This window comes from Rhodococcus erythropolis R138 (assembly GCF_000696675.2).
GTDB classification, from domain to species: Bacteria; Actinomycetota; Actinomycetes; order Mycobacteriales; family Mycobacteriaceae; genus Rhodococcus_F; species Rhodococcus_F erythropolis.
Genome location: NZ_CP007255.1, coordinates 4182284 through 4204964 on the forward strand (window position 1 = coordinate 4182284; position 22681 = coordinate 4204964).

Consider the following 22681-nt stretch of genomic DNA (forward strand, 5'->3'; position numbering starts at 1 on the left):
GGCGGCCCTTACTTCGGCGTTCATCGCCGGGTAGGGGCCGTTTGCTGTGAAGCCCAGCTGCGATTTCTCGGAAGTTCTTGCCGATGTTGAACATTCGCCGGTAGCCGTGGACCGCCCGGAGTAACGTCGGCCGCGTGTCCGCCGAGACCGCAGAGCCCAACTCCATGGCACCCGTGCGCATCCTCGTCTACAGCGACGACGCACACACCCGCGAGCAAGTTCGGCTCGCTCTCGGAGAGCGCCCACACCCTTCGATGCCCACCATCGACTACGTCGAGGTCGCGACCGCGCCGATCGTCGTCGACAAGCTCGATGCCGGCGGAATCGATCTCGCCATCCTCGACGGCGAGGCGAGTCCGGCGGGCGGCATGGGCGTCGCGAAACAACTCAAGGACGAGATCGTCGACTGTCCGCCGATCCTCGTACTGACCGGTCGACCCGACGATGCGTGGCTGGCGTCGTGGTCGCGAGCGGAAGCCTCAGTGCCGCAGCCGATAGATCCGATGGAACTCTCTTCCACCGTCATCGCACTTCTGCGTCGGCAACTGAGCCGGTGAGCACCCGTTGCAGCGGTGATTCGTTGCGGCGCCGACTACTTCGGACTTTCGAGAGCGAAACTCGGCACCTCGAAAATCAACCCAATGTCGGAGGCCTCCCCTAGTGTGGGTGTCGCAGGTCACATAAGTGTCGAATTGCTGGCAGTATCGAAATCGAACGGCACCTTCGGGTTAACGGCACCTTCGGGTTAACGGCACCTTCGGGCTAGGCGGACATCCGCACAGCGGAGAGGAGTTCGGGTGAGATGAACGCTTACATCCCCATTCTCGTTCTCGGGGTCATCGCGATGGCCTTCGCTGTGGTGTCGGTTGTTCTCGCGTCCGTGGTCGGCCCGAAGCGGTACAACAGGGCGAAACTCGAAGCCTACGAATGCGGAATCGAACCGGCACCCCGTACCGCTGGTGGCGGACGGTTTCCCGTCAAGTTCTATCTGACGGCAATGCTGTTCATCATCTTCGACATCGAGATCGTTTTCCTCTATCCGTGGGCGGTGCATTTCGATTCGCTCGGTTTGTTCGGCCTCGCGGCGATGGGCCTTTTCATAGTCAACGTCTCGGTGGCATACGCATATGAATGGCGACGAGGCGGTCTCGGTTGGGACTAGCTCAGCGAACACAGGAACAGCACACACGAGTCAGACAAAACCGGTCACACCGCAGCTGTTACGACTGAAAAGAGTCGGATATGGGTCTCGAAGAAAAGCTCCCCAGCGGATTTCTACTGACCACGGTCGAGGGCCTGGCAGGTTATGCCCGCAAAGGATCACTGTGGCCTGCCACCTTCGGGCTCGCGTGCTGCGCCATCGAGATGATGGCAACCACGTCGGGTCGCTTCGACCTGGCGCGGTTCGGCATGGAGGCATTCCGCGCGTCGCCGCGACAGGCAGACCTTCTGATCGTGGCCGGGCGGGTCAGTCAAAAGATGGGCCCGGTACTTCGTCAGGTCTACGACCAGATGGCCGAGCCGAAATGGGTTCTGGCCATGGGTGTATGCGCGTCGTCCGGCGGAATGTTCAACAACTACGCAGTGGTTCAGGGCGTCGACCACATCGTGCCGGTCGACATCTACTTGCCCGGCTGTCCGCCGCGGCCGGAGATGCTCCTGAACGCGATCATCGAACTGCACCGAAAGATCCAGGAAATGCCCCTCGGCGTGAACCGCGAAGAGGCACGCGCGGCAGCCGAGCGCGCCGCACTGGCATCCACCCCCACCATCGACATGAAGGGGCTGCTGCGATGACCTCGGGTAACACCGGCGCGAGAGGGATGTTCGGGGTCCGCGGCACTGGCGACACCTCGGGCTACAGCAGGCTTGCCCCTCCGATCTCTCTAGAGGACAAGGCTTCTCGACCCTTCGGCGGTTATTTCGATGCAGTCGCGGATTCGTTGGACGCGGCATTGAGCAGCGCGGGTGGCACTTTCGCCGCTGCAGTCGAGCGTGTAGTGATCTTTCGAGACGAGATGACGCTGCACGTCGAACGCTCCCACTTGCCGCAGGTTGCGCGAAGACTGCGCGACGAACCGGACCTTCGCTTCGAGCTCTGCCTGGGTGTCGACGGAGTGCACTACCCGCAGGACACCGGTCGTGAACTGCACGCCGTGTATCCACTTGCCTCGATTACGCACAACCGCCGAATCAGGCTGGAAGTATCTGTGCCGGATTCCGATCCGCATATTCCGTCGATCGTCGGGATCTACCCGACCAATGACTGGCATGAACGCGAGACGTACGACTTCTTCGGGATCGTCTTCGACGGTCATCCGGCCCTGACCCGCATCGAGATGCCCGACGACTGGAAAGGCCACCCCCAGCGGAAGGACTATCCGCTCGGCGGTATCCCGGTCGAGTACAAGGGCGCCCAGACTCCGCCTCCCGACGAGCGTAGGTCGTACAACTGATGAACGAGACGACAGGAAGCAACTCCGGTGCCACGACGGAAACCGTCGTCACGGCATCGGGTCAGGACTGGGACGACATCGTCACCGCGGCCGCCCGCCAGCGAACCGGCGAGGCGGAACGGATCGTGGTCAACATGGGCCCGCAGCATCCGTCCACTCACGGGGTCTTGCGCCTCATTCTCGAGATCGAGGGTGAGACGGTCGTGGAAGCTCGATGTGGAATCGGCTACCTGCACACCGGAATCGAGAAGAATCTCGAATTCCGGAACTGGACGCAAGGCGTCACTTTCGTTACTCGAATGGACTACCTGTCACCGTTCTTCAACGAAACCGCGTACTGCCTCGGAGTCGAGAAACTTCTCGACATCACCGACGACATTCCTGAGCGAGCCACCGTCATTCGCGTGATGATGATGGAACTCAATCGGATCTCCTCACATCTCGTGGCCCTGGCGACCGGCGGAATGGAACTGGGCGCCGTAACGGCGATGCTGTTCGGATTCCGCGAACGCGAATTGATTCTGGATGTGTTCGAGACGATCACCGGACTGCGGATGAATCACGCCTACATCAGGCCTGGTGGTCTCGCTCAGGATCTACCCGACGGGTCGGTCGCGAAGGTTCGGGAATTGTTGAAGGTCCTACCGAAACGGTTACGTGACGTCGAACTGATGCTCAGCGACAACTCCATCTGGAAAGCACGTACCCAGGGAATCGGATATCTCGATCTCACCGGCTGTATGGCGCTCGGGGTGACGGGGCCGGTCCTTCGCGCCACAGGTCTCCCCCACGATCAGCGTCGAGCGCAGCCGTACTGCGGCTACGAGAACTACGAGTTCGACGTAGTGACACACGACGGATCCGATTGCTACGGAAGGTACGTCATCCGCGTCGAGGAGATGAAGGAGTCCCTCAAGATCGTGGAGCAGTGCCTCGACAAGCTACAACCGGGCCCGGTCATGGTGGACGACAAGAAGATCGCCTGGCCTGCCGATCTCGCTGTGGGACCGGATGGCCTCGGCAACTCGCAGAAGCACATCGCCAAGATCATGGAGTCCTCCATGGAAGGTCTGATTCACCATTTCAAACTGGTCACCGAGGGTATCCGCGTGCCGCCAGGTCAGGTGTACGTCGCCGTCGAGTCTCCGCGTGGCGAACTGGGGGTGCACATGGTCAGCGACGGGGGAACCCGGCCGTACCGCGTCCATTTCCGGGACCCGTCGTTCACCAACCTTCAGGCAGTAGCCGCGATGTGTGAGGGAGGCATGGTGTCCGACGTGATCGCTTCGGTTGCCAGTATCGATCCCGTCATGGGCGGAGTGGACCGATGACCGGCCCGAACAGCTCGTCACGCGTGTTCATCGAACTCGGGCCGCGCCCGGAGGAGCCCACGCAATTGGTACGCCCTGGCGCACGATCGAGCTATCCACCCGACGTACTCGCCCGACTCGACGCCGACGCCGAAACCGTCATCGCTCGCTACCGTGAGCCTGACGCCGTCGCGACCACCAGTCGATCCGCCCTCTTGCCGCTCCTTCATCTCGTGCAATCCGAGGACGGGTACATCACCCCGGCCGGGATCGATTTCTGCAGTGCCAAGCTGGGTTTGACGGGCGCCGAGGTCGCCGCAGTTTCCACCTTCTACTCCATGTATCGCCGGGGGCCGACGGGTGAGTATCTGGTCGGAGTCTGCACCAACACGCTGTGCGCGATCATGGGCGGCGACGACATCCTCGCGGCACTCGAAGAGCACCTGGGCTCGACAGGCTCCAGAGATGAAGGTGGACACTCCATCTCGACGTCCGACGGTAAGATCACCCTCGAACACATCGAGTGCAATGCGGCGTGCGACTACGCCCCCGTCATGATGATCAACTGGGAGTTCTTCGACAATCAGACCCCGGAATCGGCGCGCTCACTCGTCGATGCGCTCCGCGCCGGAGAGCGCGTGACACCCGATCGCGGTGCCACGCTGTGCTCGTTCCGGCAGACTGCGCGCACTCTGGCTGGTTTTCCGGATACGCGAATCGAGGCAGCCGAAGCGCAGACCGTCGGCGATGCAACTCTTGCCGGACTACGTATCAGCCGATCTCTCGACGACAACCCACCCGGCTCGGCTTCCGCGGCCGACGCTCCCGGCGAAGGGAAGTGACATGACACTCGCCCCCGTCCTGAGTCGATACTGGGATCAACCGAATTCATGGACCCTCGACAGCTACCTTCGCCGCGACGGCTACCAGGCGCTGCGCAAAGCGCTGGCAACGCCCCCCGACGCCGTGATCGAAACCGTCAAGGACGCGGGCCTGCGCGGACGTGGCGGCGCGGGCTTCCCGACAGGCCTCAAGTGGAGCTTCATCCCCCAGGTCTCCGAAGACAAGCCAGGAGACGGCAAGCCTCACTACCTCGTCGTCAATGCCGACGAGTCCGAACCGGGCACATGCAAGGACATGCCGTTGATGATGGCGACCCCACACACGTTGGTGGAGGGAGTGATCATCGCGGCGTACGCAATTCGAGCAGCAAAGGCGTTCATCTACGTCAGAGGTGAGGTTGTCCCGGTTCTGCGGCGCCTACAGACCGCTGTCGCCGAGGCTTACGCGGCTGGATATCTGGGCCGCAACGTCCTCGGTTCGGGTTTCGATCTGGATCTCGTCGTCCATGCCGGAGCCGGCGCCTATATCTGTGGGGAAGAGACGGCCCTCCTCGATTCGTTGGAGGGACGACGCGGTCAGCCCCGACTGCGGCCGCCGTTCCCCGCTGTCGCCGGTCTCTATGCCTGCCCGACCGTCGTCAACAACGTCGAGTCCATCGCGAGTGTTCCGTCGATCGTCCTGGGCGGCCCGGAGTGGTTCCGGTCGATGGGAAGTGAGAAGTCACCGGGATTCACGCTGTATTCGCTCTCGGGTCATGTCACCACACCCGGCCAGTACGAGGCTGAACTCGGGATCACCTTGCGCGAGCTGCTCGAATACGCAGGCGGGGTCCGCGCTGGACACACCCTCAAATTCTGGACTCCCGGCGGATCCTCGACACCGATCTTCACCGACGAACATCTCGATGTCCCACTCGACTACGAAGGCGTCGGCGCCGCGGGATCCATGCTCGGCACCAAGGCCTTGCAGATATTCGACGAGACAACCTGCATCGTGCGTGCGGTGTTGCGATGGACCGAGTTCTACGCTCACGAATCCTGCGGTAAATGCACGCCGTGCCGCGAGGGCACGTACTGGCTGGTGCAGATCCTGCGACGGCTCGAAGGCGGAACAGGAACCGAGGCCGATCTCACCAAACTTCTCGATATCTCGGACACGATCCTCGGAAAGTCCTTCTGCGCGTTGGGTGATGGAGCGACCAGCCCGATCATGTCTTCCTTGAAGTACTTCCGCGAGGAATACGTAGCGCATTTCGACGGTAACGGATGCCCGTTCGATCCTCACCGGTCCGTTCTCGCGACAGGAGCGTTCGTCTCATGACTGCAGCCGACGCCGCCACTGGAACCGATGCGGCACCGCCGACCGATCTCGTCACCCTCACCATCGACGGCCGGGAACTCCAGGTCCCCAAGGGCACGTTGATCATTCGCGCTGCGGAGATGATCGGCACCCAGATTCCGCGGTTCTGCGATCATCCTCTTCTGGACCCGGTCGGTGCTTGCCGCCAGTGCATCGTGGAAGTCGAGGGTCAACGCAAGCCGGTGGCGTCCTGCACGACACCGGTTGCGGACGGAATGGTCGTCACCACACAGCTCACGTCGCCTGTGGCCGAGAAGGCGCAACGCGGGGTGATGGAACTCCTGCTCATTAACCACCCTCTGGACTGCCCCGTGTGCGACAAGGGCGGCGAGTGTCCGCTCCAGAACCAGGCGATGTCGACCGGTCGCACCGAATCCCGGTTCGGTGAGGAGAAAAGGACCTACCCCAAGCCCATCCCCCTCTCGTCCGAGATCCTCCTCGACCGCGAGCGTTGTGTCCTCTGCGCCAGGTGCACGCGATTCTCGAGTCAGATCGCCGGCGACCCGTTCATCGATCTCCTCGAGCGCGGCGCGCTTCAACAGGTCGGAATCTACGCCAACGAGCCCTTCGAGTCCTACTTCTCGGGCAACACCATCCAGGTTTGCCCGGTCGGCGCGCTCACCAGTACGGCATACCGATTCCGGGCGCGACCGTTCGATCTGGTGTCCAGCCCCAGCGTGTGTGAACACTGCGCCGACGGATGTGCTCAGCGCACCGACCACCGTCGCGGAAAGGTTCTCCGTCGTCTCGCCGGGGACGACCCCGACGTCAACGAGGAATGGAACTGCGACAAGGGGCGCTTCGCTTTCACGTACACGACCCAAGGTGATCGGATCACCACTCCCCTGATCCGCAATGCTGACGGCGAATTGATTCCGGCGTCGTGGCCTATGGCACTCGACCTCGTTGCGCGATCCTTCGCGCAGGCCCGCGGTGACGCAGGCGTACTCGTCGGCGGACGCTCTACCTTGGAGGACGCCTACGCCTACGGTAAGTTCGCGCGAGTTGCTCTCGCTACCAACAACATCGACTTCCGAATCCGCGCTCACTCAGCCGAAGAGGAAGATTTCCTCTCAGCTCACGTCGCTGGCCGCACACTTGAAGGGTCGGTGACGTACCAGGACCTCGAATCTGCCCCGACCGCGTTGCTGGTAGCTCTCGAGCCCGAGGAGGAGTCACCGATCATCTTCCTGCGACTGCGCAAGGCCGCACGTTTCGGCAAGACGACGGTGCTCTCCAGCGCGCCATTCGCTACGCGCGGCCTGCAGAAGATGGGCGGTGGTCTACTTCGGACCGTTCCCGGAAGTGAAGCAGCTCTGATGGATTCGTTGTCCCACCCCGGCAGTGAGGAGGGTCAGCTCCTCCGGCAGCCCGGTGCTGTGATCCTGCTGGGTGAGCGACTGAGTGCGGTAGCAGGCGGCTTCGCCGCGGCGCTGCGACTCGCCGAATCGACGGGAGCTTCTTTGGCCTGGGTACCACGCCGCGCTGGTGATCGCGGCGCCGTCGAGGCCGGCGCGCTACCGGGATTGCTTCCCGGCGGACGCCCCGTTGCGGACCCGGCAGCACGTCAGGAGGTGGAATCAGTGTGGGGGGCCTCCATCCCGGCATCCGACGGTCGCGACGCCGCGAGTCTGCTGGATCCGGGGCAGACGACTGCTGCGCTTCTTGTCGGCGGCGTCGAGTTGAGTGATCTCCCGAACCCGGCGAGGGCAAGGGCCGCGATCGAAGCCGCAGGGTTCGTTGTGAGTTTGGAGATCCGTCACAGCGGAGTCACCGAACTCGCCGACGTCGTCTTCCCGGTGGCACCGGTCGCCGAGAAGCCCGGAACCTTCCTCGACTGGGAAGGCCGCGAGCGCGTGTTCGACACCGCGTTGAGAACGACAGGAGTAATGCCGGATCAGCGCGTTCTCCACGCGATCGCAGCCGAGATGGGCATCGATCTGGGCCTACCCGACGCAGATTCCGCACGCTCGGAGATACACCGCCTCGGCGCTTGGTCCGGATCGCGCCCCACCTCGCCTCAGGTCCCGTCAGGCACCATGCCCACACCGGCACTGGGCGAGGCAGTGTTGTCGAGTTGGCGAATGTTGCTCGACAACGGCCGATTGCAAGACGGCGAGCCCAACCTGGCGGGTACGGCACGGCCGTCGCTCGTGCGTTTGTCGGCCGAGACCGCTGCCGAGATCGGCGCCGACAACGGCGATCACGTTGCGGTGTCGACTGAATCCGGTTCCATCACATTACCGTTGGAGATCACCGACCTCCCGCCTCGAACAGTCTGGCTCCCGCTCAATTCACCGGGTAGCACGATCTACGAAACGCTCTGCGTCACCGCGGGGTCCGTGGTGAAGATTGCGAAGGCGGGAGCGCAATGAACACCCACGAGTACGGGACGGTCGCAGCTCCGGTCGACCTGTCGGCGTTCGGGCACGACCCGTGGTGGTTGGTGATCGGCAAGGCTCTCGCAATCTTCGTGTTCCTCGTACTCACCCCGCTGGTGGCGATCTACGCGGAACGAAAGGTCATGGCACGCATGCAGATGCGTGTCGGACCGAACCGCGTCGGCCCCCGTGGAATGCTCCAGAGCCTCGCTGACGGAATCAAGCTCGCCCTCAAGGAGGGCATCACACCGACCGGCGCCGACAAACCGATTTACCTCCTCGCGCCCGTCATCGCGGTCGTGCCCGCCTTCATGGCGTTTGCTGTCATCCCGTTCGGTCCACAGGTGTCGATTTTCGGAACCCGGTCACCCCTGCAACTGACCGATCTACCGGTCGGCGTTCTGTACATCCTGGCCGTCACTTCTATCGGTGTGTACGGGATCGTCCTTGCCGGCTGGTCTTCGGGATCGACGTATCCCCTACTGGGCGCACTTCGATCGACCGCTCAGGTCATCTCGTACGAGGTAGCGATGGGCCTGTCTTTCGCTGCCGTTTTCCTCTACGCCGGCACGATGTCCACGTCCGGCATCGTCGACGCCCAACAGGGAGCCTGGTACGTCTTTCTCCTCCTGCCGTCCTTCCTGATCTACGTGACAGCCATGGTCGGCGAAACCAACAGGGCTCCCTTCGACCTTCCCGAGGCCGAGGGTGAGCTGGTAGGTGGGTTCCACACCGAGTACTCCTCCCTCAAGTTCGCGATGTTCATGCTGGCCGAGTACGTGAACATGGTGACGGTGTCCGCTCTGGCCACCACGCTGTTTCTGGGCGGGTGGCACGCACCGTTCCCGTTCAATCTTTGGGACGGCGCCAATTCCGGTTGGTGGCCGGTGTTGTGGTTTGTCGCGAAAGTGTGGGGCTTCCTCTTCGTCTTCATCTGGTTGCGCAGCACGCTTCCTCGATTGCGCTACGACCAGTTCATGAATCTCGGCTGGAAGGTTTTGATCCCAGCAGCTTTGGTATGGGTGATGGTGATCGCGACCGTTCGTGCGTTCCGCAACGAGGGCTACAACACCTGGGTCGTACTTCTCTGCGTCGCACTGGTTCTCGGAGCTGCGCTCCTGATCGTGTTGGCCGGGATCTACCGCGGCCGACGCCGAACTGCCGCGTTGGTCACCGCTTCGGGGACCTTGCCTTTCGATGCAATGTCGGGCGGCTTCCCGGTTCCACCGCTGCCTGGTCAAAAACTGCCTGGTCAAAAACTGCCTGGTCAAAAACTGCCTGGTCAGAACGTGCCACCGCCGCGACGCACAGATGTTTCCGACACATCGGAGGACTCCCATGCCTGAATTCCTCGGACCTATCGCGGGTTTCGGAGTGACGCTCTCGACCATGTTCAAGAAACCCGAGACCGAGTTCTATCCGGAGGAGAAGCGCCCCACCGCGCCCGGATACCACGGTCGCCATCAACTCAACCGGTATGCGGACGGACTCGAGAAGTGCATCGGTTGCGAACTGTGTGCCTGGGCCTGCCCCGCCGACGCGATCTATGTCGAGGGTGCTGACAACACCGAAGAAGAACGGTTCTCCCCCGGAGAGCGCTACGGGCAGGTGTATCAGATCAACTACCTGCGGTGCATCGGCTGCGGCCTCTGCGTCGAGGCCTGCCCCACTCGGGCCCTCACGATGACCAACGAGTACGAGATGGTCGACGACAATCGAGCTGGATTGATCTACGAGAAGGACCGACTGCTCGCGCCCCTGAAACCCGACATGACAGCGCCACCACACGCGCTGCGTCCCGGCACAACTCAGGACGACTACTACCGCGGCGACATCACAGCAGCACCCGAACAAGCAGTATCCGAGCGAGAGCCGAACCCGGAGACCGAGAAATGATCGCGGCGGTCACGACCACGATCCTGGCGGAGGGAACGATGACATCGACCTCCACCGGCGAGGCGGTGCAGTTCTGGATCCTCGGAACCCTTGCGGTGATCAGCGCTTTGGGTGTCGTCGCCGCGCCCAAGGCCGTCTACTCTGCACTCTTCCTTGCGATGACGATGATCATTCTGGCCGTGTTCTACATCGTCCAGGGCGCACTGTTCCTGGGTGTCGTCCAGATCGTCGTCTATACCGGCGCGGTGATGATGTTGTTCTTGTTCGTCCTGATGCTGGTGGGCGTGGATTCTTCGGACTCCCTGGTCGAAACGCTACGCGGACAACGAGTCAGCGCGATCGTGATCGGCGTGGGATTCGGGCTACTCCTTATCGGCGGCCTCGGAAATGCGTCGATCTCGGGCTTCACCGGATTCACCGGACTCGACCAGGGCAACATCGACGCACTCGCCGATCTCATCTTCATCCGCTACGTCTGGGCCTTCGAACTGACCGGTGCACTGCTGATCACGGCGACACTCGGCGCAATGATGCTCGCGCACCGGGAGAAGATCGGAGCCACACTCAGCCAACGCGAACTCTCGCAGCAACGATTCGCGTACCTGGGTAGCGATGAAGACAATCCCGAAAAGGGCTCGGCCACTCCACTCCCCAGTCCCGGCGTGTACGCACGTCACAACGCAGTGGACATGCCGGCCTTGTTGCCGGACGGAACATTCTCGACGCTCTCGGTCAGCAGCGCGCTCACTCCACGTTCCCCGGATCCGAGCACCGGTGAGGAGACTCAGCGATGAATCCCGAGAACTATCTGTATCTGTCCGTCCTGTTGTTCACGATCGGAGCTGCAGGAGTCCTCCTGCGCCGCAACGCCATCGTGGTGTTCATGTGTATCGAATTGATGCTCAACGCCGCCAACTTGGCGTTCGTGACCTTCGCGCGCATGCACGGCAATCTGGACGGCCAGATCTTCGCCTTCTTCACGATGGTGGTCGCTGCGGCCGAAGTAGTCGTCGGCCTGGCAATCATCATGATCATCTTCCGATCTCGGCGTTCTGTATCCGTCGACGACGCAGACCTGCTGAAGTACTGATATGTCAGGAGGAATCACGTCCGCCATCTGGTTGCTCCCCGCCCTGCCGCTGTGCGGCGCCGCTGTCCTTTTGCTGGCCGGTCGTCGCACGAACACGTGGGGTCACCTGCTTGCCTGCGTCATGGCTATCGCGTCGTTTGTCGTCGCAGTGGTGTCTTTCATCGCCATGCTCGGCCGTGACACCGCCGACCGCACCGTCACCGAGCACCTGTTCAGTTGGGTCCCGGTCGACAGTCTTCAGGTCGAGTTCGGACTGCAACTGGACCAACTGTCGATGTGTTTCGTTCTGCTCATCACCGGTGTAGGTTCGCTGATCCACATCTACTCGGTCGGATACATGGCGCACGACCCCGAGCGTCGTAAGTTCTTCGCGTACCTCAATCTTTTCCTCGCTGCAATGCTGCTTCTGGTGCTCGCCGACAACTTCCTCGGACTCTACGTCGGCTGGGAAGGCGTCGGTTTGGCGTCATACCTGCTGATCGGCTTCTGGCAGCACAAGCCGTCGGCGGCGACTGCCGCCAAGAAGGCTTTTGTCGTCAATCGGGTGGGCGACATCGGATTGATGATCGCAATGATGTTGATGTTCAGCACATTCGGCTCGCTCTCGTTCAGCAATGTCTTCGGCGACGCGTCCGGCGCAAGCGAAGGTGTCCTGACGGCGATCGGTCTGATGCTCCTCCTCGCTGCGTGCGCGAAGTCGGCGCAAGTGCCGCTGCAGTCGTGGCTCGGCGACGCGATGGAGGGCCCTACCCCCGTTTCGGCTCTGATTCACGCGGCCACGATGGTCACCGCCGGCGTCTACCTGATCGTGCGCTCCAATCCGATCTTCGATCTCGCGCCCGACGCTCAACTCGTGGTTGTCATCGTCGGTGCCGTGACGCTCCTGTTCGGTGCGATCATCGGCTGCGCGAAGGACGACATCAAGAAAGCGCTCGCCGCATCGACCATGAGTCAGATCGGATACATGGTCCTGGCCGCGGGTCTCGGACCAGCCGGATACGCCTTCGCAATCCTTCATCTGATCACCCACGGATTCTTCAAGGCGGGCCTGTTCCTCGGCGCCGGCTCCGTGATGCACGCGATGAACGACGAAACCGACATGCGGCGCTACGGCGGACTCCGGGCGTTCATGCCACTGACTTTTGTCACGTTCGGGCTCGGATATCTTGCCATCATCGGTGTTCCGCCGTTTGCCGGGTTCTTCTCCAAGGACAAGATCATCGAGGTTGCAATCGGCGAGGGCGGCGTCAAGGGTGTTGTGCTTGGCATCGTCACGCTCTTGGGTGCGGCGCTCACTGCCTTCTACATGAGCCGCGTGATGCTGATGACCTTCTTCGGGAAGGCCCGCTGGGAGAACCAGAAACCTCACGAATCTCCGGCGGTGATGACGTCTCCGATGATCATTCTGGCGGTGGGATCCGTCGGGGCCGGCATGCTCCTGACCATCGGGTCCAGCTTGCAGAACTGGCTGGAACCGGTAGTCGGCTCCCATCACGTCGAACCGCCGATACCCGCATGGTCGATCACCGCGCTGGCGCTGCTCGCAGTTGCCGCCGGCGTCGCGATTGCTTATCGCGAGTACGCCACCCGGGAGATTCCCGTGGTGGCACCGACTCCGGTTTCTCCGTTGACCGTTGCGGCTCGCCGTGATCTGTACGGTGACGCCTTCAACGAGGCGGTGTTCATGAAGCCGGGACAACAACTCACCAAGTCGCTGGAAGTGGTCGACACCAAGGGAATAGGCGGCGTCGTGGGTAGCTTTGCGGTGGTCGTCACCGGGTTGTCCACGCTCACGCGGAAGCTACAGACCGGGTTCGTTCGTTCGTACGCGCTGGTGATGTTTGTCGGAGCAACACTCGTGGTCGCGACAATGATGGCGGTGACACTGTGGTGATCGAAGCGGCGGTGAGCGACTCTGTGAACAATGCCGGCTTCCCTGCGCTGACGGCGCTCTGGCTGCTTCCGCTCATCGGAGCGGGTGTTGTCCTCGCTCTGCCTGCACGGTCGTACCAATTTGCCAAATCTCTCGCGCTGGCAGTGTCCGTGGCAGTCCTGGTGATCGCCGGCGGTCTCGGAGTTGCATTCGACCGCGGCGGCGAGCAGTTTCAGTTCGTCGAAAGCCATAGCTGGATACCGGCTTTCGGTACCAGCTACACACTCGGACTTGACGGAATCGCACTCGTTCTGGTTCTTCTCACCGCAGTGCTGGTGCCGTTACTACTGATCGCGGGCTGGAACGACGTCCCCGCGGACCCGGCATCACCCAAGCGGATGCCGCACACCTATTTCGCGCTGATCCTTGTTGTCGAGTCCATGGTGATGATTTCGTTCAGCGCCTTGGATATTCTCCTGTTCTACATTTTCTTCGAGGCAATGCTGATACCGATGTATTTCCTCATCGGCGGGTTCGGCGGAGTGGGCAGATCTCGCGCAGCCGTGAAGTTTCTGCTCTACAACCTCCTCGGCGGCCTGGTTATGCTCGCTGCGGTCATCGGCCTGTACGTGGTCACCACGCGCGACGAGAGTCCCTTCACCAGCGGCACTTTCGACTTCCGAGCGATCGAGTCCGCGGCGAGCAGCGGTGAACTCGGCGTCGGACCCGGGGTGCTCAACGCCTTGTTCCTCGGATTCATGTTCGCGTTCGCGGTCAAGGCACCGCTCTGGCCGCTGCACAGTTGGTTGCCGGACTCCGCGGTGGAATCGACTCCGTCGACGGCAGTGTTGATGATGGCGGTCGTGGACAAGGTAGGCACCTTCGCGATGATTCGCTACTGCCTGCAACTGTTCCCGGAGTCGTCGTCGACTTTTGCACCGTGGATCATCACGCTCGCCGTGATCGGAATCGTCTACGGCGCAATACTGGCGATCGCGCAGACAGACGTCATGCGACTGATCGCCTACACGTCGATTTCACACTTCGGCTTCATCATTCTCGGAATCTTCGCGATGACCAGCCAGAGCCAGGCAGGTTCCGCGCTGTACATGGTCAATCACGGAATCTCCACCGCCGCGCTGTTCTTGATTGCGGGCTTCCTGGTCTCGCAGCGAGGTACACGATCGATCGCAGCGTACGGCGGCGTCCAGAAAGTCGCACCCGTCCTGGCCGGCACATTCCTCGTTGCGGGGTTGGCAACACTGTCGCTGCCGGGTCTCGCGCCGTTCGTCAGTGAGTTCCTGGTGCTGATCGGAACGTACTCGCGCTACCACGTGGCCGCTATCGCGGCGACTGTCGCGCTTGTACTGTCCGCGATCTACATACTCTGGCTCTATCAGCGCATGATGGGCGGACCGGTGAAGGAAGGGCAGGGAACGATCCGCGACCTCGCGCGACGCGAACTCGTGGTGGTCGCCCCTCTGATCGCACTCCTCCTGCTCCTCGGCATCTACCCCAAGCCTGCCTTGGACGTCATCACTCCTGCAGTGAGCCGCACCGTCGTCCACGAGGCACCGACGCCGCTCGTCGCCGACCACGAAGGAGGTGTCCACAAATGAGTTCCTTCAACGACGTGACCATCCTCGGCTCGGCCGACGCGGCATCACCCAGTATCGAATACAGCCTGCTCGCGCCGATGTTGATCGTGTTCGGTGTTGCGGTGGTCGGGGTACTCATCGAAGCCTTTGCACCCCGGCGTATTCGGTACCCAGTGCAACTCGTTCTCGGTGTCGGAGGTTTGGCGGCTGCGTTCGTGGCAGTGCTTCTGCTCGCCGGCACGCGGTCGACGGCGATGATGGGTTCTGTTGCGGTCGACGGACCGACGCTGTTCTTGCAGGCCACGATCCTTCTTGTGTCGATCCCCGCGGTACTGCTGATTGCCGAGCGAGGCTCGGGCAACACTGCCGAAGTGATTGCGCAACATGACGCGCTCGGCAGTTTCACCCCTCAAGCGTCGAGCGTCCCGGGAAGTGTTGCGGAGCAAGAAGCAGTGAAGGTCGGTATCGCCCAGACCGAAGTCTTTCCGCTCACGCTCTTTGCGGTCGGCGGTATGTTGTTGTTTCCGGCTTCGAACGATCTACTGACGATGTTCGTTGCGCTCGAAGTGTTCTCACTGCCTCTGTATCTCCTGTGCGGTCTGGCACGCAGACGTCGCCTGCTCTCCCAGGAAGCTGCGCTCAAGTACTTTCTGCTCGGGGCATTTTCGTCGGCGTTCTTCGTTTTCGGAATTGCGTTGCTGTACGGCTATGCCGGGACGGTCACGCTCTCCGGTATCGCCGACGCAGCACGCATCGGGTCGGGCACCGACGCCTTCCTCTGGCTCGGAACGGCCCTGGTGGCAGTGGGGTTGCTGTTCAAAGTCGGTGCAGTGCCGTTTCATTCGTGGATTCCCGACGTCTATCAAGGGGCGCCGACGCCGATCACCAGTTTCATGGCAACTGCGACCAAGATTGCCGCGTTCGGCGCCATCCTTCGCGTCTTCTACGTGGCCCTGCCCAATGAATACGTGAACTGGCGCCCACTGATGTGGGCGGTCGCGATTCTCACGATGGTTGTCGGATCGATCGTTGCCGTGACGCAGACCGATATGAAGCGAATGCTGGCCTATTCGGCGATCGCGCACACCGGATTCATTCTGACCGCCGTGGTGGCGGACTCGGATGCCGGCCTCGCCTCGGCGATGTTCTATCTTCTGGCTTACGGATTCAGCACCGTGGGTGCGTTCGCCGTCGTCAGTGTGGTCCGGGACGCTGACGGTGAGGTCGCTGCGCTGTCGCGCTGGGCCGGATTGGGCAGACGCTCACCATTGGTCGGCGTTGTGTTTGCACTGTTCCTGTTGGCTTTCGCCGGGATTCCGTTGACCAGTGGGTTCATCGGAAAGTTCGCGGTGTTCAGCGCGGCCGCCGAGGGTGGGGCCGCGCCTCTCGTGATCGTCGGCGTCCTGTGCAGCGCGATCGCCGCCTACTTCTACGTGCGAGTGATCGTGTTGATGTTCTTCACCGAATCGGCGGAAGACGCACCGACCGTCGTGGTGCCGAGTGCACTGACCAGCAGTGTGATCGGCCTCGGCGCCGGTGTAACGCTCATCCTCGGCATACTCCCCCAGCCGGCGCTCGATCTCGCCGAGCGTGCAGCGGACTTCGTGCACTGAGCCGATGCGTGAATCTGTTCGCGACGCCGGACTGCCGAGTACCTTCCGGTCGCCATGGTTTGTCGGGTTTTCCGCGGTGGCGATTCTTCATCTGATCCTGAATGCCGCTGATGCTGCGCCCTGGGACGGGATCACCAAGGTCATGCTCGCGCCGATTCTGGCTGCCTGGGTTGTCGACCAAGGCGGGCCGAGGATTGTTGCTGCTGCGCTGATTGCCTGCGCTTTCGGAGACCTGTTCCTGATCTGGGACTCCACGTTTGTCATCGGGATGGCCGCCTTCGCGATCGGTCACGTCTGTTTCATCCGATTCTTTCTCTCGCACGGCGCGCTTCGGGAGATACGAAGGCGGCCATGGTTTTTGTGCGCGTACGCCGTTGCCGGAATTGCCCTTGTGTCGTACGCCTGGACCGGTCTCGAACCGGCACTTCGGATTGCCGTCCCTGTGTACGCCGCAATCCTGGTGGGAACCGCGTCCACCGCACTGGCCTACAACACGATCACCGGTATCGGCGGCGCACTGTTCCTCACCTCTGATGCCCTGATCCTGCTCGGTCAGGCGAACAAGTGGCAGCCTGCCGCTGCCGGCATCTGGATCATGACGCTGTACATCCTTGCGTTGTTGCTCCTGACCGTCGGAATCCTCGGCCGGAGTAACACGGCATACCGTCCATTGGCGCCCACGCTGTAAGGATCAGCCACCAGCCGGACATCTCTTCTTATGACGCCGAAATCCGAGGACGGGCCACCACCGAGCGACGAAGAGCGTTTCACCGTCCTGTGGGACGCCTACGCCGGTCGGGTGTTCGCGTACACCTGCCGCCACGTTGATCATCACAGCGCACAGGAAGTTGTCTCCGAGACGTTCCTCGTTGCCTGGCGACGCTTGGACGAGGTGCCCGAACAGGCACTTCCATGGCTGTTGGTGGTGGCTCGAAACACCGTGAACAACAACCGTCGGAGCGTTCGGCGCCACGATGCGTTGACCGAGAAGATGCGACGAATCGAAGAGATCGCGGCATCGACGCCGGGCGCCGACGTCACTGTCACCAACCGCACAGAACTGCTCGAAGCACTGGCAACACTCACCGTCGCCGAGCGTGAAGCCCTACTCCTGACTGCCTGGGACGGATTGACCGCCACCGAAGCAGCGCGGGTCGCCGGGTGTTCGGTTCCAGCCATGCATGTTCGACTCTTTCGCGCTCGGCGTCGATTAAGCACCGGGTTGGCTTCAGAATCCGACACCGCGATCCCGATGAACACCGCCCGACCTTGCGCTGCCGCCGAACACGGGAGTACTCCATGAGCAAAGATCTGCTGACCACCCTCGAGAAGCTGCGGCCGACCGATTCTCTTTCCGCCGAGCTCTGGCCCGAGAACGTCCAGGTTGCCGCTCGCATCCGAATCATCGCTGACGAAAACAACATTGGAACACCCAGAGTTCCACGCCGCCGGGTAGGCGCCGTAGCTCTCGTCGCGATGCTCTGTGCAGCGGGAATGGTGGGCTGCGCCGCTGCCACGGCGATGATGCCAAAACCGTTTACGGATATGTACTCGGGTTGGCAGACCATGCCGGGAACCAACGGCGGAATAGATCCGTCCACCGCCGAGCGGGTCGGGTCCGTCCCCGGACCTGACGGAACCGTGTTCAGCGTCTTCGTTGCCCACGGCGCTGATGGCTGGAGGTGCGTCGCCCCGGTTTTCGAGACGTCATCCGAGACCGACAAGGTTGGTCCGTCGAAATTCATCAGCCTCGGACACGGCTGCAGATCGAACGGCGACTTGTACGGCGCAGATTCATTCGGGGGCGGCGCCGGGTACGAGGCCGGTTCGCACGAGGCGACCTACGACGCAGGGGCGGGAGGTGCCGTTCGGGCCGAACTTCACACCGCAGACGGCCAAATCTATCCGACAATTCTTGCCGAAGACCGCTTCTACGGATGGATTCCCCTCTCGCTCACCTTCCCGCGTCCAACTCTCGTCGGATATGCCGCAGACGGGACGGTCGTCGGCACCCGGTGAGCTGTCGGTACCCTCGAAAGATGACTGCACAGGCCCCGAACGAGCGCATCCCCAGCCAGTGGGAAGAGATCACTGCAGCCGACTCGACGCATTCCACACGATATGTCGAGCGTTTCCGTTCCATGAGAGCGGACGGCAAGGACATTGTCGGGGAAGCACGTTTGATCGACGCGATGCTCGGACGCGGTGGCCGGGTTCTCGATGCAGGGTGCGGGCCGGGCCGACTCGGCGGTTATCTGCACGACGTCGGGCATGTGGTTGTCGGAGTCGACGTTGACCCGGTTCTCATCGCTGCCGCGGAGGAGGACCACCCAGGCCCGACGTGGCTTGTCGGCGATCTCTCCGAGCTCGATCTACCGGCCCGCGGTGTCGAGGCGAATTTCGACGTCATCGTGTCGGCAGGCAACGTGATGGCGTTTCTCGCTCCGTCAACCAGGCACGCAGTATTGTCAGGATTTGCTGGTCATCTCGCTCCGAGCGGCCGAGTGGTCATCGGATTCGGTGCCGGCCGTGGCTACGAGTTCCCCGAGTTTCTCGCCGACGCGGCCGCGAGTGGCCTCGAGGCTGATCTGCTGCTGTCCACGTGGGACCTGCGCCCGTTCAAGGACAATTCCGAATTCCTGGTCGCGGTGTTCTCCCGCGCCTAGCCCGCCAGTTCACCGCCTTCCCCACAATCCGTCACATGGCGATCAATTCACCCTGATCACAATCCTGGCGACTGTTGTTCACTACGAACATAATTGGATCAATGCGGGTGTGGCCGAGCGGCAAGGCAGCGGTCTGCAAAACCGTCCACGCAGGTTCGACTCCTGCCATCCGCTCAGCTTGCGAACCAGCGACTCATGCCGCGACCAACCACCTACCAATGACATTCGGTGCACGCAGCCTGCATCGCTCCGCTCTGTCTCCGCGCACAGGGCTCCGGACAGTTACCCTCGATCGATGCACCCTCTCCCCGAGACAGGCCAGTTGCCTCCCGGACCGATGGCCTTACAGGTGGAACACCTCTGCATGGCGTTCGGCGCGAAAGTTGCTGTGAACGACCTTTCCCTCGCGGTGCCCTCAGGTTCGTTGTTCGGCCTGGTGGGCCCTAACGGTGCGGGAAAAACGACCACACTGTCGATGGCTGTCGGATTGCTTCGCCCGCACTACGGTCGCAGCCTGGTGTACGGCTACGACGTGTGGAACGACCCTGTCGCAGCGAAGAGTCTGCTCGGCGTTCTACCCGACGGTCTGGCGCTACCCGCCCAGTTCACCGGCCATGAACTACTCACCTATTTCGGACGCCTGCGCGGCATGCCAGAGGACGTCATCGCGTCACGACGCGACGAACTGTTGGCCGCGCTCGATCTCGCCGATGCAGGTGGAACGGTCATCGCCGATTATTCAGCGGGCATGACGAAGAAAATCGGGTTGGCCTCGGCCTTGTTGCACGGCCCTCGCTTACTGGTACTGGATGAGCCGTTCGAAGCTGTCGACCCCATTTCTTCGGCCGGAATTCGGAGCATTCTGCTCTCGTTCGTCCACTCAGGTGGCTCGGTCATTCTTTCCAGTCACGTGATGGCCCTTGTCGAACAACTGTGTACTCACATCGGAGTCATCGCAGACGGTCGCGTCGTGGCTTCAGGAACGGTCGACGAGGTGCGCGCAGGCAACACACTCGACGAGGCATTCGTTCGCCTTGTCGGCAGCCGCAGTCCCAATCCCGACGGACTGTCATGGATGCGCGCATGAGCATTACGAGCTTGCCGACGACGCGCAGCGCCCCAACCTCACTGTGGCGCACTGTTCTCCGCATGCGCGTGACCCTCTACAAACGTCAATTCACCGGCGGCAGAGCCGTCATCAAAGTCGTGGCAGCACTCTTCGGCGTTCTGGGGGCAGCTCTGCTGTGCCTGCAAGCCTCGGGGACGAGCGCGAGCTCTTCCGAACTCGTCAGCGGCACAACCAGTCTCGCACTGTCGGCTATCGGCGTGATGTGGATCTTGATGCCGATCATGTCTGGTCTGTCAGATGACAATCTTCACCCCAGACAGTTCCAACTACTCCCCCTGGAACCCGTCCGACTCGCCAGAGCACTGTTCTCGACGTCGCTGGTCGGTATGACCGTGCCGATTACCGCGTTGGCTGCAGCAGCGATTCCAATTTATGCCGCTACACACCACCCTGCCGCACTGCCATTGGCCATTATCGCTTGGCCCGCAACGGTCCTGCTCATTGTCGGCACCTCACGGGTCGCGATGCTGGCGATGTCGCAGCTCCTGCGGAGTCGTCGCAGCCGCGAACTGGGACTGTTGGTATTCGGCACGTTCTTCGGCGGACTGTATCTGCTGCAATTTCCGCTGCAGAGTCGCCTCGGCACGGTCGTGGACGGCGACGTCACGTGGCCGCTCACGGTCGCGCATTCGATACCGTTCGCGTGGGGAATCACCAGTGTCGACGCAGCTGCAGGAGGCGCCTGGCTCCTCGCCGCCGGAGCAGTCCTCGCCCTGGTGCTGGCCGATCTCGCACTGCTGTGGTCATGGCAACGCCTGGTCGTTCGCTACTTCAACGGGAAGGTCGCAGAATCAGCGGGCGCCACTTCCGTGCAATTGAAGAACCAGGGCCGCGACATTCGAACCGGTTGGCGCGCATCCCGACTGGGCACCGTCATCTCTCGCGAGATTTCGCTCTGGCACGGAGACATGCGCCGACGAACACAACTGCTCTCCGTTGCCATCATGACCTTGGTCTCCGGCTTCGGACCGCTGATCTCGTCATCGATCCCCTTCTCCGCCGCATGGGGTGCCTGGTTCCTGATCTACCTGGCAATGGCAGCCGGATCGAATCTGTACGGATTCGACGGCGCATCGATCTGGCATCTGGTGATGATCCCCGAAGCCGCTGCCGCTGACGTCCGGGGCCGACAAATCGCGTGGGCAATCGTGATGACACCCTTCGTGGTCGTCGCAACAGCTGCTGTACGGATCTTCGGGGACCTCGGGACCGACCGACTGGCCGTGCCGATCGCCGTCGGCATTTCGATGATGGGAGTCGGTGCAGGATTGGTAGTGGCGATATCCGCCAAAGCGCCCTACCCGGTTCCGGAGATGAAGAAGACGTTCTCCTTCAACACCCGCGGGTCCTTCAACGGCTCGTCCTTCGGACTGATCATCCTCGCCATCGTCATCTTCGCCGCGACAACGGCGCCCGGCGTTCTACTCGGGGCGCTGCTACCGAACCCGGTGAACTATTTCGCCATCCCTGTCGCTGTTGCGATTGGTGCACTTGGTGCTTGGATCGGGGGCCGCGTCGCGATCACCCGTATGCAACGCGAGCCGGATCGGATTCTGTTCGCGGTTACCACCACATGATCGTTGCCCAGTTAGTCCGAGAATTTCTGGGCGTCAGCGCAGTAGCCGCAGCTTGCACCAAAAAAACTCAGTCTGGGCAATCGGATTATCAGGTATCCAGGTAGCCAGGTAGCCAGGTAGCCAGGTAGCGCCGCCTCAACGCGTTCGGTCCTCGCATATCGCCGCCGGCGCTTTCGTGACATAGCTTCCGCTCGAGCCGAACCATTGCCCTGGAATCATCGCACCACCAAGATGTTTGGCATGCCCCCGGAGCACCACGGTTCCGTACGTGTCGCCGAACGTCCCGGCCGATGCGGGAACTGCGCGCACCCGGCCCCTTCGCTCGAGCGCGGCTGGATCGAGCGCTGCCTCAGGTTCGCACCGCAGCCCGCTCGGTGTGCAGAAATCCTGGTGATGGACCACTACACCGGAGCGATGGAATTCTGCCGGTGCCGACATCCGTTCCACGGGTCCTGATCGCGCCGGATCCTCGAGATCCGCTGCCGAGCCGAGTCCCTCGGCGCCCCGGCTCGACAGCGAAATCACACCTGAATCAGCTCAGCGAACTCAGCAGCGGCTCGAGCAGCTTGTAGAGCTCGAAGATGCCGATGATCGTTGAAATAGAACCCATGATGATCCTCCGTGATTCGTGAACTTTCCGTGACGTCGCGTCACAGGCAGAAAGCTAACAAACCCGGCATTCAAACGGGGACCTTGGATGTGTCCGGCAGATGAACTCCCTGCTGGCAGAGCCCTTTTGGTGACCAGCGTCATGTTCGACGAGAAATACGCCTCATCGTCACATCACCTGACCCTGACCGACCACAACAGCGAAAGTCTGCCGGTTGTGGTCTCGCGATACTTCGCGCCAATTCCGCCCCATCCGGCTCTTGCTTTGTGCGCTGAATCCG

Annotated in this window: 22 protein-coding genes and 1 tRNA gene; 22 read left to right on the forward strand and 1 reads right to left on the reverse strand. The window is 62.0% G+C overall.

Annotated features, from left to right (window positions below; translation table 11 throughout):
* Positions 1-164 precede the first annotated feature (164 nt).
* The 22 genes from H351_RS19140 to H351_RS19245 all read left to right on the forward strand — a co-directional run bounded on the left by H351_RS19140 (position 165) and on the right by H351_RS19245 (position 21791).
* A complete protein-coding gene (locus H351_RS19140) occupies positions 165-557 on the forward strand; it encodes an Rv3143 family two-component system response regulator (RefSeq protein WP_044480360.1) in 393 nt (130 codons plus the stop codon).
* 245 nt (positions 558-802) lie between these two features.
* Positions 803-1162 carry an NADH-quinone oxidoreductase subunit A gene (locus H351_RS19145; RefSeq protein WP_003942165.1) on the forward strand — a complete coding sequence of 120 codons (360 nt, stop codon included), beginning with the start codon at positions 803-805 and terminating at the stop codon, positions 1160-1162.
* Between the two features lie 80 nt (positions 1163-1242).
* On the forward strand, positions 1243-1797 hold the full coding sequence (locus H351_RS19150; RefSeq protein ID WP_003942234.1) for a NuoB/complex I 20 kDa subunit family protein: 555 nt from the start codon (positions 1243-1245) through the stop codon (positions 1795-1797).
* Positions 1794-2456, forward strand: a complete 663-nt coding sequence (locus tag H351_RS19155) for an NADH-quinone oxidoreductase subunit C (RefSeq protein WP_020907509.1) — start codon at positions 1794-1796, stop codon at positions 2454-2456. Before H351_RS19150 ends, H351_RS19155 begins: the two co-directional genes overlap by 4 nt.
* Entirely contained in the window at positions 2456-3787 is a 1332-nt protein-coding gene (gene nuoD, locus H351_RS19160) for an NADH dehydrogenase (quinone) subunit D (protein ID WP_019748173.1), read from the forward strand. Before H351_RS19155 ends, nuoD begins: the two co-directional genes overlap by 1 nt.
* A complete protein-coding gene (gene nuoE / locus H351_RS19165) occupies positions 3784-4608 on the forward strand; it encodes an NADH-quinone oxidoreductase subunit NuoE (protein ID WP_029255233.1) in 825 nt (274 codons plus the stop codon). The genes nuoD and nuoE overlap by 4 nt, the downstream gene beginning before the upstream one ends.
* Position 4609: 1 nt before the next feature.
* Positions 4610-5929 (forward strand): NADH-quinone oxidoreductase subunit NuoF, encoded by a 1320-nt coding sequence (nuoF, locus tag H351_RS19170; RefSeq protein ID WP_019748171.1) that lies wholly within the window; start codon positions 4610-4612, stop codon positions 5927-5929.
* Positions 5926-8343 carry an NADH-quinone oxidoreductase subunit G gene (locus H351_RS19175; RefSeq protein ID WP_029255232.1) on the forward strand — a complete coding sequence of 806 codons (2418 nt, stop codon included), beginning with the start codon at positions 5926-5928 and terminating at the stop codon, positions 8341-8343. The genes nuoF and H351_RS19175 overlap by 4 nt, the downstream gene beginning before the upstream one ends.
* Positions 8340-9695: an NADH-quinone oxidoreductase subunit NuoH gene (gene nuoH, locus H351_RS19180; protein ID WP_029255231.1), complete on the forward strand. Its 1356-nt coding sequence runs from the start codon at positions 8340-8342 to the stop codon at positions 9693-9695. The genes H351_RS19175 and nuoH overlap by 4 nt, the downstream gene beginning before the upstream one ends.
* The gene (gene nuoI / locus H351_RS19185) at positions 9688-10245 is read left to right on the forward strand and encodes an NADH-quinone oxidoreductase subunit NuoI (protein WP_029255230.1); all 558 of its coding nucleotides are present in this window, start codon (positions 9688-9690) and stop codon (positions 10243-10245) included. Before nuoH ends, nuoI begins: the two co-directional genes overlap by 8 nt.
* The gene (locus H351_RS19190) at positions 10242-11039 is read left to right on the forward strand and encodes an NADH-quinone oxidoreductase subunit J (RefSeq protein ID WP_020907504.1); all 798 of its coding nucleotides are present in this window, start codon (positions 10242-10244) and stop codon (positions 11037-11039) included. Before nuoI ends, H351_RS19190 begins: the two co-directional genes overlap by 4 nt.
* Entirely contained in the window at positions 11036-11335 is a 300-nt protein-coding gene (gene nuoK / locus H351_RS19195; RefSeq protein ID WP_003942238.1) for an NADH-quinone oxidoreductase subunit NuoK, read from the forward strand. Before H351_RS19190 ends, nuoK begins: the two co-directional genes overlap by 4 nt.
* Before the next feature lies 1 nt (position 11336).
* On the forward strand, positions 11337-13229 hold the full coding sequence (nuoL, locus tag H351_RS19200; protein WP_029255229.1) for an NADH-quinone oxidoreductase subunit L: 1893 nt from the start codon (positions 11337-11339) through the stop codon (positions 13227-13229).
* Entirely contained in the window at positions 13223-14827 is a 1605-nt protein-coding gene (locus H351_RS19205; RefSeq protein WP_051636471.1) for an NADH-quinone oxidoreductase subunit M, read from the forward strand. The genes nuoL and H351_RS19205 overlap by 7 nt, the downstream gene beginning before the upstream one ends.
* Positions 14824-16419, forward strand: coding sequence for an NADH-quinone oxidoreductase subunit NuoN (gene nuoN / locus H351_RS19210; protein WP_029255227.1), 1596 nt, complete (start codon positions 14824-14826; stop codon positions 16417-16419). Before H351_RS19205 ends, nuoN begins: the two co-directional genes overlap by 4 nt.
* Positions 16420-16423: 4 nt before the next feature.
* Positions 16424-17107 (forward strand): lysoplasmalogenase family protein, encoded by a 684-nt coding sequence (locus H351_RS19215; RefSeq protein WP_029255226.1) that lies wholly within the window; start codon positions 16424-16426, stop codon positions 17105-17107.
* Positions 17108-17137: 30 nt separating this feature from the next.
* Positions 17138-17722 carry an RNA polymerase sigma factor gene (locus H351_RS19220; protein ID WP_029255225.1) on the forward strand — a complete coding sequence of 195 codons (585 nt, stop codon included), beginning with the start codon at positions 17138-17140 and terminating at the stop codon, positions 17720-17722.
* Positions 17719-18438: a hypothetical protein gene (locus tag H351_RS19225; RefSeq protein ID WP_029255224.1), complete on the forward strand. Its 720-nt coding sequence runs from the start codon at positions 17719-17721 to the stop codon at positions 18436-18438. Before H351_RS19220 ends, H351_RS19225 begins: the two co-directional genes overlap by 4 nt.
* Positions 18439-18458: 20 nt before the next feature.
* Positions 18459-19085: a class I SAM-dependent methyltransferase gene (locus tag H351_RS19230; RefSeq protein WP_029255223.1), complete on the forward strand. Its 627-nt coding sequence runs from the start codon at positions 18459-18461 to the stop codon at positions 19083-19085.
* Between the two features lie 103 nt (positions 19086-19188).
* A tRNA-Cys gene (locus tag H351_RS19235) sits at positions 19189-19259 on the forward strand.
* A gap of 121 nt (positions 19260-19380) precedes the next feature.
* Positions 19381-20172, forward strand: coding sequence for an ABC transporter ATP-binding protein (locus H351_RS19240; protein ID WP_019748159.1), 792 nt, complete (start codon positions 19381-19383; stop codon positions 20170-20172).
* On the forward strand, positions 20169-21791 hold the full coding sequence (locus H351_RS19245) for a hypothetical protein (RefSeq protein ID WP_029255221.1): 1623 nt from the start codon (positions 20169-20171) through the stop codon (positions 21789-21791). The genes H351_RS19240 and H351_RS19245 overlap by 4 nt, the downstream gene beginning before the upstream one ends.
* Before the next feature lie 135 nt (positions 21792-21926).
* Here the strand turns inward: H351_RS19245 and H351_RS19250 are convergent, their stop codons facing one another.
* On the reverse strand, positions 21927-22316 hold the full coding sequence (locus tag H351_RS19250) for a hypothetical protein (protein ID WP_029255220.1): 390 nt from the start codon (positions 22314-22316) through the stop codon (positions 21927-21929).
* Positions 22317-22681 lie beyond the last annotated feature (365 nt).

What these genes read in the sequence shown, in the direction of transcription:
- H351_RS19155 (WP_020907509.1), top strand. Translation starts at nt 1,794, where the DNA reads ATGACCTCGGGTAACACCGGCGCGAGAGGGATGTTCGGGGTCCGCGGC.
- nuoF (WP_019748171.1), top strand. Translation starts at nt 4,610, where the DNA reads ATGACACTCGCCCCCGTCCTGAGTCGATACTGGGATCAACCGAATTCA.
- H351_RS19175 (WP_029255232.1), top strand. Translation starts at nt 5,926, where the DNA reads ATGACTGCAGCCGACGCCGCCACTGGAACCGATGCGGCACCGCCGACC.
- H351_RS19215 (WP_029255226.1), top strand. Translation starts at nt 16,424, where the DNA reads ATGCGTGAATCTGTTCGCGACGCCGGACTGCCGAGTACCTTCCGGTCG.
- H351_RS19150 (WP_003942234.1), top strand. Translation starts at nt 1,243, where the DNA reads ATGGGTCTCGAAGAAAAGCTCCCCAGCGGATTTCTACTGACCACGGTC.
- nuoH (WP_029255231.1), top strand. Translation starts at nt 8,340, where the DNA reads ATGAACACCCACGAGTACGGGACGGTCGCAGCTCCGGTCGACCTGTCG.
- H351_RS19220 (WP_029255225.1), top strand. Translation starts at nt 17,138, where the DNA reads ATGACGCCGAAATCCGAGGACGGGCCACCACCGAGCGACGAAGAGCGT.
- nuoL (WP_029255229.1), top strand. Translation starts at nt 11,337, where the DNA reads ATGTCAGGAGGAATCACGTCCGCCATCTGGTTGCTCCCCGCCCTGCCG.
- nuoI (WP_029255230.1), top strand. Translation starts at nt 9,688, where the DNA reads ATGCCTGAATTCCTCGGACCTATCGCGGGTTTCGGAGTGACGCTCTCG.
- nuoN (WP_029255227.1), top strand. Translation starts at nt 14,824, where the DNA reads ATGAGTTCCTTCAACGACGTGACCATCCTCGGCTCGGCCGACGCGGCA.
- nuoD (WP_019748173.1), top strand. Translation starts at nt 2,456, where the DNA reads ATGAACGAGACGACAGGAAGCAACTCCGGTGCCACGACGGAAACCGTC.
- nuoE (WP_029255233.1), top strand. Translation starts at nt 3,784, where the DNA reads ATGACCGGCCCGAACAGCTCGTCACGCGTGTTCATCGAACTCGGGCCG.
- H351_RS19190 (WP_020907504.1), top strand. Translation starts at nt 10,242, where the DNA reads ATGATCGCGGCGGTCACGACCACGATCCTGGCGGAGGGAACGATGACA.
- nuoK (WP_003942238.1), top strand. Translation starts at nt 11,036, where the DNA reads ATGAATCCCGAGAACTATCTGTATCTGTCCGTCCTGTTGTTCACGATC.
- H351_RS19145 (WP_003942165.1), top strand. Translation starts at nt 803, where the DNA reads ATGAACGCTTACATCCCCATTCTCGTTCTCGGGGTCATCGCGATGGCC.
- H351_RS19245 (WP_029255221.1), top strand. Translation starts at nt 20,169, where the DNA reads ATGAGCATTACGAGCTTGCCGACGACGCGCAGCGCCCCAACCTCACTG.
- H351_RS19140 (WP_044480360.1), top strand. Translation starts at nt 165, where the DNA reads ATGGCACCCGTGCGCATCCTCGTCTACAGCGACGACGCACACACCCGC.
- H351_RS19240 (WP_019748159.1), top strand. Translation starts at nt 19,381, where the DNA reads ATGCACCCTCTCCCCGAGACAGGCCAGTTGCCTCCCGGACCGATGGCC.
- H351_RS19230 (WP_029255223.1), top strand. Translation starts at nt 18,459, where the DNA reads ATGACTGCACAGGCCCCGAACGAGCGCATCCCCAGCCAGTGGGAAGAG.
- H351_RS19225 (WP_029255224.1), top strand. Translation starts at nt 17,719, where the DNA reads ATGAGCAAAGATCTGCTGACCACCCTCGAGAAGCTGCGGCCGACCGAT.